10 protein-coding genes are annotated in these 9,977 nt (G+C 74.4%); 3 read left to right on the top strand and 7 right to left on the bottom strand.

The genetic code is table 11. From position 1 onward, the window contains the following. The first annotated feature begins 217 nt into the window (after window positions 1–217). Entirely contained in the window at window positions 218–2,623 is a 2,406-nt protein-coding gene (locus EF903_RS21510) for a serine/threonine-protein kinase (protein WP_125545594.1), read from the top strand. Between the two features lie 68 nt (window positions 2,624–2,691). After that, window positions 2,692–3,186 (top strand): peptidylprolyl isomerase, encoded by a 495-nt coding sequence (locus EF903_RS21505; protein WP_125545592.1) that lies wholly within the window; start codon window positions 2,692–2,694, stop codon window positions 3,184–3,186. A 109-nt stretch (window positions 3,187–3,295) separates the two neighbouring features. Here EF903_RS21505 and EF903_RS21500 read toward each other — a convergent pair whose 3' ends face one another. From EF903_RS21500 to EF903_RS21470, 7 genes are all read right to left on the bottom strand, one after another. Beyond that, the gene (locus EF903_RS21500) at window positions 3,296–3,811 is read right to left on the bottom strand and encodes a hypothetical protein (protein WP_125545590.1); all 516 of its coding nucleotides are present in this window, start codon (window positions 3,809–3,811) and stop codon (window positions 3,296–3,298) included. Between the two features lie 2 nt (window positions 3,812–3,813). Beyond that, the gene (locus EF903_RS21495) at window positions 3,814–4,335 is read right to left on the bottom strand and encodes a hypothetical protein (RefSeq protein WP_125545588.1); all 522 of its coding nucleotides are present in this window, start codon (window positions 4,333–4,335) and stop codon (window positions 3,814–3,816) included. A 38-nt stretch (window positions 4,336–4,373) separates the two neighbouring features. Beyond that, the gene (locus EF903_RS21490) at window positions 4,374–5,738 is read right to left on the bottom strand and encodes a hypothetical protein (protein WP_185902755.1); all 1,365 of its coding nucleotides are present in this window, start codon (window positions 5,736–5,738) and stop codon (window positions 4,374–4,376) included. 12 nt (window positions 5,739–5,750) lie between these two features. Beyond that, window positions 5,751–6,248, bottom strand: coding sequence for a hypothetical protein (locus EF903_RS21485; RefSeq protein WP_260615732.1), 498 nt, complete (start codon window positions 6,246–6,248; stop codon window positions 5,751–5,753). A 190-nt stretch (window positions 6,249–6,438) separates the two neighbouring features. Next, entirely contained in the window at window positions 6,439–7,203 is a 765-nt protein-coding gene (locus tag EF903_RS21480) for an enoyl-CoA hydratase/isomerase family protein (RefSeq protein ID WP_125545596.1), read from the bottom strand. 8 nt (window positions 7,204–7,211) lie between these two features. Next, on the bottom strand, window positions 7,212–7,688 hold the full coding sequence (locus EF903_RS21475; protein ID WP_125545586.1) for a Zn-ribbon domain-containing OB-fold protein: 477 nt from the start codon (window positions 7,686–7,688) through the stop codon (window positions 7,212–7,214). Between the two features lie 38 nt (window positions 7,689–7,726). After that, window positions 7,727–8,878: a lipid-transfer protein gene (locus EF903_RS21470; RefSeq protein ID WP_125545584.1), complete on the bottom strand. Its 1,152-nt coding sequence runs from the start codon at window positions 8,876–8,878 to the stop codon at window positions 7,727–7,729. Window positions 8,879–8,973: 95 nt separating this feature from the next. Between EF903_RS21470 and EF903_RS21465 the strand changes: the two genes are divergently transcribed. Then, window positions 8,974–9,977 (top strand): AMP-binding protein (locus tag EF903_RS21465; protein ID WP_148142550.1); only part of this gene is annotated, 1,004 nt, incomplete at its 3' end.

The raw sequence follows: 9,977 nt of genomic DNA, 5'->3' as shown, positions 1-9,977 counted from the left end.
CCGCCGGTGGTCGTGCAACCCCGATTCTGTCAGACCCGCACCCCCCGGCCCCGACTGTGGCGACACGGCCTGGGCGCGGGCCTGACAGAATCGGGGTTGCACGACCACCGGCGGCGCCCGGGGTGAGACGCTGCACGGGGCCGACCGCCGTGCCGGCGTGCGTGCAGGTGTGAACGGGCCAGGCCAGGCCCGTACGGGGAGGTGTGGGAGGCGAGTGGTGGAGCAGCTGACGCAGCACGACCCGAGACGGATCGGCCCCTTCGAGGTGCTGGGACGTCTCGGCGCCGGCGGCATGGGGCTGGTCTATCTCGCCCGGTCGGCGTCCGGACGCCGCGTGGCGATCAAGACGGTGCGCACCGAGCTGGCCGAGGACCAGCTCTTCCGGGTGCGCTTCACCCGGGAGGTGGAGGCGGCCCGCGCCGTCTCCGGCTTCTACACCGCGGCCGTGGTCGACGCCGACCCGCGGGCCGCCGTGCCGTGGCTGGCGACCGCCTACGTGCCGGCGCCCTCCCTGGAGGAGATCGTCAACGAGTGCGGGCCGATGCCCGCGCAGGCCGTACGGTGGCTGGCCGCCGGCATCGCGGAGGCCCTCCAGTCGATCCACGGGGCGGGCCTCGTCCACCGCGACCTGAAGCCGTCGAACGTGCTCGTCGTCGAGGACGGCCCCCGCGTGATCGACTTCGGTATCGCGAGCGGCGTGTCCAACACCCGCCTGACCATGACGAACGTCGCCGTCGGCACCCCCGCCTACATGTCGCCCGAGCAGGCGAAGGACTCCCGCAGCGTCAAGGGCGCCAGCGACGTGTTCTCCCTCGGCTCCACCCTCGTCTTCGCCGCGACCGGCCACCCGCCCTACCACGGGGCGAACCCGGTGGAGACGGTGTTCATGCTGCTGCGCGACGAGCCCAACCTGGAGGGGCTGCCCGAGGAGCTGCGGCCGCTGATCGAGTCCTGCATGCAGATGGAGGCCTCCCAGCGCCCCACCCCCGCCGACCTGCAGGCACAGCTCGCCCCGCACCTCTTCGGCGGCGGTGACGACAGCGGTACCGCCTCCGCGTGGCTGCCGGGCCGGGCCGTCGCCCTCATCGAGTCCCGCCGGGCCGGCCAGCGCACCTCCGCGCTCCCCGCGGCGCCGGCCCCCCGCGGCGGCGACGGCCCCGCGAACCGCCGCGAGCCCCGCGGCGCCGCCGACCCGTGGGTCGACCCGCGGACCGGCCAGGCGATCCCGCAGCGGCCCCACCACCCGCCGCGCCCGGCGGCCGCGGCCGCACTGTCCGGGGAGCCGGTCCGCCTCGGCGGCTCACCCGTGCCGATCGGGCCCGGCCCGTTCGCGTCGGCGGCCTCGCCCGCCGCGCAGGCCGGCGCCGACGCGGCGACCGGATGGATCCGCCCGCCCGGCGCGGCCGGCTCCGCCGCGGCGCCCGCCGGCGCCCCCGCCGGCGCCTCCGCGGCCGTCCCCGCCGTCCCCAACCCGGGCCCCGCGCCCGACAGCGGCCGCTGGCGGCCCTGGCGGTTCCGCATGTCGAACGAGGTGTGGGGCACCCCCACCGTCGCGGGCGACCTGCTGTACGTGACCTCCTTCGAGGTCCACGCGCTGGACGTGGCCACCGGCCGCCGCCAGTTCAAGACCCGCGACGTCGCCTGGGCCATGGCCGTCTCCGACGGCCGCATCCACGCCTCCGACGGCCCCTCCCTGTACGCCCTCGACGCCTCCGACGGCTCCGAGCGGTGGCGGCTGTCCGCCGACGCCTGGGTGTACGCGCTGCGCGCCGACCGGGGCACCGTCGTCACCGCCACACGCGGCGGCGGCGTCCAGGGCTGGGAGGCGTCGAACGGCCGGAAGCTGTGGGAGCTGACGGGCGCGCAGAGCGACTTCGAGACGCCCGAGGCGGCGCCCGTCCTCCACGACGGCACCGTCTACGTCTGGCAGGACGCCCGGCTGCGCGCCCTGGACGCCCGCTCCGGCCGGGAATCCTGGTCGTACCCGGTCGGTGACGCCGCGGCCTGCGGGAACGTCCCCGTACGGGTCACCCCGGCCCCCGACGGGAACGTGTACATCAGCGCCGGCACGCGGGTGCTGTCCGTGGACCGGGCCTCCGGCCGGGTCCGCTGGCACTTCGAGGCTCCGGCCGTGTTCCTCGCGCCGCCCGCGTTCGCGCCGGGCGCGGCCGTCACCGGCGGCGGTGTGTACCTGGCCGACTACCTGGGCACCGTCTACGCCCTCGACGCGGCCACCGGCAAGGACCGCTGGCGGATCGCCACCGAGCCGCGTACCTCCGCGGACCCGGTCCTCGTGGCCGGCGGCAACGTCCACCTGGGCGCGGGCAGCGCCCTGTACACGCTCGACGCGGTCACCGGCACCCCGAAGTGGCGGTTCGCGGCCGGCGGCGAGATCACGGGCCCGCCGGCCGTCGCGGACGGCCGCGTCCACTTCGGGTCGGCGGACCACTGCCTGTACACGCTCGACGCGGCGGGCGGCCAGCTCCGCTGGAAGCTGGCCACCGGCGGGGAGATCGCCGGCGCCCCGGTCGCCGATGGCGGCGTGGTGTACGCGTGCAGCAAGGACCGCTGCGTGTACGCCCTGGACGCGGCGAAGGGGACGGGCACCCGTACGGCCGGGTGAGCGCGGGCGGGGCCGCATTCCGGCCCCGCCGAGTCGCGCACGGTACCGGGAGTGACAGGATGGACCCCATGAGCAACGTCTACTTCGACATCACCATCGACGGCCAGCCCGCCGGCCGCATCGTCTTCAACCTGTTCGACGAGGTCGTCCCGAAGACCGCGAAGAACTTCCGCGAGCTCGCGACGGGCGAGCACGGCTTCGGCTACGCGGGCTCGCCGTTCCACCGCGTCATCCCGCAGTTCATGCTGCAGGGCGGCGACTTCACCCGCCAGAACGGCACCGGCGGCAAGAGCATCTACGGCGAGAAGTTCGCGGACGAGAACTTCCAGCTGAAGCACGACCGCCCGTACCTGCTGTCGATGGCGAACGCCGGCCGCAACACCAACGGCTCGCAGTTCTTCATCACCACCGTCGTCACCCCGTGGCTGGACGGCAAGCACGTCGTCTTCGGCGAGGTCGTCGAGGGCCAGGACATCGTCGACCGGATCGAGAAGCTGGGCACCCCGTCGGGCGCCACCCGCGGCGAGATCAAGGTCGCGGCCTCGGGCACCGTCGAGGCCTGATCCTCCCGTACCTCCCGCAGCCGGGCCCGTGCCCGGTGCGGTACGGCCGGAGGCCCCACCCCCTCGGGGGCGGGGCCTCCGCCGCGTCGTGACCGTCACCGCCGGCCCGTCACAGCCGGCCGAACAGCACTCCGCGCCAGGTCCAGCCCGCGCCGAGGACCACCTTCTGCAGCGGCGCCTTCAGGTCCGACGTGGCGAAGCGGAACGTCTCCGCGGCCTCCGTACCGCCGCCCTTGGCGCGGCCGATGGTCCACTGCTTCGACACCGTCGTCACCTGGCCCCGGGCGTACTCGCCCGACGTCCTCAGCCGCGGCGTGCCGCCGATCCACGTGACCTCCCACTGCCGGTCGGCGCTCCGCACCTCGTGCCCGTCCGGGTCGATCCGCATCCGGATCTGCACCTGCCGCTCCAACTGGTGGCGCTGGAAGAAGCCGTGCCAGGCGGGCTCCCGCACCCGCCACTCCGCCACCAGGTCGGCGTCCTCCCCGGGAAGGGCGGTGCGCACCGTGTAGGGCGCGCCCTGTCCGCCCAGCGCGAGCAGCGCGGCCCGGACGTCCGCGGCCGGCTCGGGCGGGACGCCGCCGTCGGGGTGCCGGGTACCGGTCAGCCTGTCCTTGAAGCCCATGGCTACGCCCCGCCCCCGGCGTCCGTGCCGGGGGTTCCGGAGTCCGGTGCGACCGAGCGCAGGAACTCCTGGAAGTCCGCCCGCACGGCCTCCTCCTGGGCCGCGGTGACGGTCAGGATGAGCCGGATCACCACGCGCTTGCGCGGGTCGGCCACGTCCTGCATGGCGAGGTAGACCTGGGACTGGACGAGCTCGCGCTGCACGCCGCCCACCACGGCGGTGAGCGTCAGCCGCTGCGCGAGGCCGGGGGAGTCCTCGGAGCCGAGGGGGCGGCGGCCGGCGACCTCGACGGCCCCGACGGACCGGCGGAGCCGTTCCACCGAACCGTCGGCGATGTCGGCGAGGGTCTCCTCCTCGGCGGTCCAGAAGTCTCCGTCGATGGTGATGTTGGCGGTGAATCCGGCGTCGGGTTCCGGGTGCAGGGCGATGAACGCCACGTCGGGGGCGCCGACCTCGTCCGGAGGAGCGGGCCGCCAGCCCTCCGGCAGGACGAACTGGATGGGAATCGGCAGTGTCGTGGGCATGGTGTGTCACGCCCTCCTTCCGTCTGCGGGACAGTGCATCAGTCGAACATTCCGACGAAGCCGTCCTTGATGTCGCCGGCCGTGTCGCCCACCCAGTCGGCGGCGTCACCGGCGGACTTCTTGAGCTTGTCCGTGTCGAAGGTGAACTCGCCGCCCACCGAGCCGCCGATGCCGAGGGCGACGCCCACCTTGCCGCCGACGTGCCACTTGCCGTCGTCGCCCTTGCCGAAGGTCACCTTGGCCTCCGCGCCCGCGCCGGCCCAGCCCTCGGCCGTGGCGCCGGCGCCGATGCCGGCGAGCTCGCCGCCTGCGGCGACGCTCTGCTTGCCGCCGGCGAAGGCCTTGGCGCCGGCGCTGACGCCCTCCCAGCCCGCGGAGCCGCTGAGCGCGGCCTCCCCGCCGGCGAAGCCCTCCGTGCGCCCGTAGAGGCCGCCCCAGTGGCTGTAGTCGGCGCGTCCCTCAAGCAGGGTCCTGACGCCCGCGGAGGTCTCGGCCTTGCCCGCCAGGCCCTCGTGGGTGAAGCCGTAGTTCGCGCTGGCCCTGGCCCCCACGGTGATGTCGTCGATGCCGGAGAGCGTGAGGTCACCGTTCTGGTACTTGCCCTCCGCGGTCATCTTGAAGAGGTCGGCGTACGCCTTCGCCGACGCTTCCTTGCCGTACTTCTGGCCGGAGGCCGAGGCGCCCACATCCGGGCCGGTGATCTTGAGGCCGCCTTCGGACTTCGGCCCGTTCTTGGCGGCCTCCGCGTCCTTGGCGGCCTGGTCCCGCGCGGCCTTCTCGTCCTTGAGGGCCTGGTCGAGGTCGCCGGTGGCACCGGCGTTGAAGCCGGCGAGGGACATGTCGGCGCCCTGGCCGAGAGCGTCCTTGTTGCTGTCGGTGACGGCGGTTTCGAGGACGGCCTTGACGTTGTGGTCGAGCTCGGTGACGGCCTTCACCCGGTCGTCGATGTGCTTCTGCCACTTGCCGACGGCCTCGCCGATGGCCTTCTGCCCGTCGGGGTCGTGGTGGTAGGCGCTGCGCTCGCTCGGGGTGAGCTTCGCCCAGTCGAAGGCGACGTGCCCCTGCTCGGAGACGGTCATGCCGGCGGCTATCGCGTCGTCACGGGCGCTCACGAGCTTGTTCTTCAGGTCGGTGAACTTCTCCTGGGCGTCCCGCAGCAGGCCCGCGATCGCCTTCGCCTGCACCTGCGCCGCCGCGTACTCGTAGCGGGTCGCCGCGAAGCCCTGCTCGGCGCTCACGGCGCTGCGCCCGGCCCAGCCGTCCGTCGTGGTGATCTTCTGGACGGTTTCGCCGTAGCGAGTCTCGATCTTCTTCAGCTCGCCCGCCATCGACTGCCACTTGCCGGCGGCGGTGCCGAGCAGCCCGAAGTCGGTGCTCATGACCTCGTGGTAGTTCAGTGCCACAGCTCAGCTCCCCTAAAGGCCGTTCAGGCCCGACTTGCCGGCCAGGAAGTCGTTGCGAAGTCCGATGTCGTTGCGGGTGAAAAGACCCGAAGCGCCGCGAAGGGCGCCCTTCTCCGCTTCGAGCCGGGCGATCAGGTTCTTCACCTGCTGGTCCCAGGTCTCCGCGACCTTCTTCAGGCCGGCGGCGGTCTCCCAGCCGTCGAAGCCCTTCTGCGCGGCGGCGGTGGATTCGTCGGCGTCGTCGGCGGCCTTCTTCGTGTTCGGCTGGAGCTCCGTCTCGATCGTGTTCGCGGCGGCCTTCTTCTCGGCCGGGGTCGAGGCGAAGTCCTGCCCCCCGGGCGCCTGCAGCAGGGGCGGCGGCGGGTTCGTGCCCGTTGCCAGCAGCGGCGGACGGGCCGTGCCGGGCTGCTGCAGCAGCGGTGGCGGTGGTGCGGTGGCGCCGGGGGCCAGTGGCCCCTCGCCGTTCAGCCGCATGCCCACCTGTTGCTCCGGATGAAGTTCATCTGCCATGTCTGCGCTCCCCGTTGGCTGGCGCTGATCATATGCATGGCAAGTGCGAACCGGCCAAGCAGTCCCGCTCCGGGAAGGGGGCGGCGAGGCGCCCGAGGCCCGGCACACCGGGGCCCGGGGGCGTGCGGACGGCCCTCCAGGTGCCCTCCGATCAGCGGCTTTTCGCCGGACGCCGGTTGGCCGGTACTCGTCACCGCACGCGCGGCTCCGGCGTCGTACGCCGGCCCGCGAACAGAGCCGCCTGCCGGTCCGGCGGCAGGTTGCCCAGTGCGATCAGCGCGGGGGCCTGCGCCAGCGCCTGCTGCAGCGCCGCCTGCTTCGCCGACCACAGGGCCCGTACGGTGCCCTGCACGGCCTCCGGCGGGAACGACGCCAGCGTCCGCGCCGCCCGCAGCGCCGCCTCCCGCAGCTCCGCGGGGGCGGCCAGCTCCGACACCAGCCCGATCTCGTATGCCCGGCGTGCCGACAGGCGCTCGGCCGTGCCCATCAGCGCCAGCCGCGCGGCCTCCCCGAACGGCATCCGCTGCGCCATGTACACGGCCTCGTACGCGCTCACCATGCCGTAGGAGGTGTGCGGGTCGAAGAACTCCGCCGTGTCCGCGGCGATCAGGAACTCCGCCTCGCCCAGCAGGTAGAACGCCCCCCCGCAGGCCATGCCGTTGACGGCGGCGACGACCGGCTTCCACAGGTCGCACGCCTTCGGGCCGACCGACAGCAGCGGGTCGTCCAGCGAGTACGGCGATCCCGGCTGGGGGACGTCGGCGTCCCGGTCGAGGCCCGTGCAGAACGCGGCGCCTCCCGCCCCGGTCAGCACCACCGCCCGCACCCCGTCGTCGTGGCGGAGCTCCCGCCACAGCGCGGTCAGGTCGGCGGCGGTCGCCAGGTCGACCGCGTTGTGCCGGTGCGGCCGGTCCAGGGTGACGACGGCGACCCCGGCGGCCGCGTCCCGCTCCATCCGCAGCGTCACGGCTTCTCCGGCACCCAGCGGGGCACGGTGACGCCGCCGCAGTCGGCGAAGACGGCCCTGACCCGGGCGCCGATGCGCACGGCCGCCGGGTCGGCCGAGCCGAGCGGGGCGTCCGCCGAGGCGACGAGGTTGCCGACGAGCCGGATGCCGGGGGCGTCGGCGAGCTCGACGAGGACGACGGTGTAGGGGGCGTGTGCGGCGTACGCGGGCAGCAGCGGCGGGTGCGGGCGCACGTACGACCAGATCCGGCCGCGGCCGTCGACGGGCTGCCAGTGGGAGGCGAAGGAGCGGCAGTGCGGGCAGCAGGGGCGCGGGGGGAAGCGCAGCCGCCCGCAGGCGGCGCAGGCCTGCACGCGGAGCTCGCCGCGGGCGGCGTACTCCCAGAACGGGGCGCCGTCCTCGTCGGGGACGGGCGCCAGCAGGGCGCCGGCGGGGGTCGGGGCGTGGGTCGAGGCGGGCGTCGTGGCGGTCATGGCGGTGTCGCTCCTCTCGTCGGCCGGTCGACCGGCCGTCAGGCGCGCAGCAGGATCGCGGACGTGGGGACGCCCTCGCCCGCGGTCACGAGGCAGGTCCGGGCGTCGGGCACCTGGGCGGTGGAGGTGCCGCGGAGCTGTTTGACGCCCTCGGTGATCAGGTTGAAGCCGTGTACGTACGCCTCGGAGAGGCCGCCGCCTCCCGTGTTGATCGGGAGGCGGCCTCCCGTCTCCAGGGCGCCGCCCTCGGTGAACGCGCCGCCCTCGCCGCGCCCGCAGAAGCCGTAGCCCTCCAGGGAGAGGGGGACGAGCGGGGTGAAGGCGTCGTAGATCTGGGCGACGTCGACGTCCTGAGGGCCGAAGTCGGCCCTTTTCCACAGGTGGCGGGCGGCCGTCCAGGCGGGGCCGGACAGCGGGTCGTCGTTCCAGTAGTTGACCATGCCGTGGTGCTGGGAGGGCAGGCCCTGCGCGGCTGCGTGGACGTGGACGGGCCGGTGGCGGCAGTCGCGGGCGCGGGCGGCGGAGACGACGACGCAGGCGAGGGCGCCGTCGGTCTCCAGGCAGTTGTCGAAGAGGCACAGCGGCTCGCTGATCATGCGGGAGGTCATGTACATCTCGCGGGTCAGCGGCCGCTCGTACATGATCGCGGCGGGGTTCTCGTTGGCCCGGTTGCGGCAGGCCATGGCCACGTTGAAGAAGTGGTCGCGGGTGGCGCCGTACTCGTGCATGTAGCGGCGGGCCAGCATGGCGATCTCGTCGGCGGGGCGCAGCAGCCCGAAGGGGCGCGTCCACTGCCCGGGCGTGGGGAGTTGGGCGGCCGTGTTCGTCCAGGGGCGGGGGCCGGAGCCGCGCTTGCGGGAGCGCCAGGCGACGCCGACGCCCGCCTGGCCGGTGGCGATGGCGGCTGCGAGGTGGCCGACGGTGGCGCAGGAGCCGCCGCCGCCGTAGCCGACCTTGGAGAAGAAGGTGGCGTCGCCCGCGCCGATGGCCTTGGCGACCTCGACCTCGTCGGTCTCCTCCATGGTGTAGGAGGCGAACGCGTCGACCTCGCCGGGCGCGATGCCGGCGTCGTCGAGGGCGGCGAGGATCGCCCGGCAGGCCAGCTCCTTCTCGGACTGGGGGAGGCGTCTGGCGAAGGGCGTCTGGCCGATGCCGACGATCGCCGTAGCGTCCTTGAGGGTTGCCGCCATCGCCGCCTCCGGGGGACGTCGCCAGTGCTGACAGCCGCGAAGGGTACAGCTAATCTGACGAACAGTCAGCTACGGGTGTGGCGGGGAGGCGGACGATGGACCGGCGCGCAGGCAGCACCGACCGCGGGCACACGCACGGCGGCACGGCACCCGGGGGGACGCAGCGAGGCGGTGCGCCCGCGCCCGGGCCCCGGCCGGCGGACGCCCCCGCCGACGAACGCGTCCGCGGCGACCTCCGCTGGGGCACCATCGCCGGGCTCGTCCGCGACGCCGCCGCCCGCCACGCCGACCGCGAGGCCGTCGCCGACGGCCGTACCCGCCTCACCTACCGGGCCCTCGGCGAACGCGTCGAACGCGCCGCGGCCGCCGCGGTCGCCGCGGGGATCCGCCCCGGCGACCGCGTCGCCGTCTGGGCGCCCAACACCCCCGACTGGATCACCTGCGCCCTCGGCGCCGTCTGCGCGGGCGCCGTCCTCGTCCCCCTGAACACCCGTTTCAAGGGCGCAGAGGCCGCCTACGTCCTCGACCGCAGCCGGGCCAGGCTCCTCTTCGTCACCGGCACCTTCCTCGGCACCTCCTACGTGGCCTCCCTGCGCCGCGCCGCGGCCGAACGCCACGACCCCGCCCACCCGCCGGCGGCCGCCCGCGGCCGCGGCCCGCTGCCCGGGCTCCCGCACCTCGAACACGTCGTCGTCCTCGGCGACGACGCCCCGCAGGACTTCCGCACCTGGAAGGACTTCCTCGCCGCCGGCGACACCGTTCCCGCCGCAGAGGTCCGCCGCCGCGCCGACGCCATCCGACCCGACGCCCCCTCCGACATCGTCTTCACCTCCGGCACCACCGGAAGCCCGAAGGGCGCCGTCACCACCCACGCCCAGTCCCTGCGCTGCTACGAGCTGTGGAGCGAGCTCGCCGGACTCCGCGCCGGCGACCGCTACCTGATCGTCAACCCGTTCTTCCACACCTTCGGCTACAAGGCCGGCATCCTCGCCTGCCTCATGCGCGGCGCCACCATGGTCCCCCAGCCCGTCTCCGACACCGGCACCGTCCTCGCCAACATCGCCGCCGAACGCATCTCCGTCCTCCCCGGCCCGCCCAC

The sequence above is a fragment of the Streptomyces sp. WAC05292 genome, assembly GCF_003949955.1.
GTDB lineage: Bacteria > Actinomycetota > Actinomycetes > Streptomycetales > Streptomycetaceae > Streptomyces > Streptomyces globosus.
Note: the sequence above shows the minus strand (reverse complement) of the source record. Positions and strands in the feature narration are given on the sequence as shown.

Coding starts and splice junctions, on each gene's coding strand:
- EF903_RS21470 (WP_125545584.1), bottom strand. CDS start 8,878: ATGGCGGCAACCCTCAAGGACGCTACGGCGATCGTCGGCATCGGCCAG.
- EF903_RS21505 (WP_125545592.1), top strand. CDS start 2,692: ATGAGCAACGTCTACTTCGACATCACCATCGACGGCCAGCCCGCCGGC.
- EF903_RS21500 (WP_125545590.1), bottom strand. CDS start 3,811: ATGGGCTTCAAGGACAGGCTGACCGGTACCCGGCACCCCGACGGCGGC.
- EF903_RS21495 (WP_125545588.1), bottom strand. CDS start 4,335: ATGCCCACGACACTGCCGATTCCCATCCAGTTCGTCCTGCCGGAGGGC.
- EF903_RS21480 (WP_125545596.1), bottom strand. CDS start 7,203: ATGGAGCGGGACGCGGCCGCCGGGGTCGCCGTCGTCACCCTGGACCGG.
- EF903_RS21485 (WP_260615732.1), bottom strand. CDS start 6,248: ATGGCAGATGAACTTCATCCGGAGCAACAGGTGGGCATGCGGCTGAAC.
- EF903_RS21475 (WP_125545586.1), bottom strand. CDS start 7,688: ATGACCGCCACGACGCCCGCCTCGACCCACGCCCCGACCCCCGCCGGC.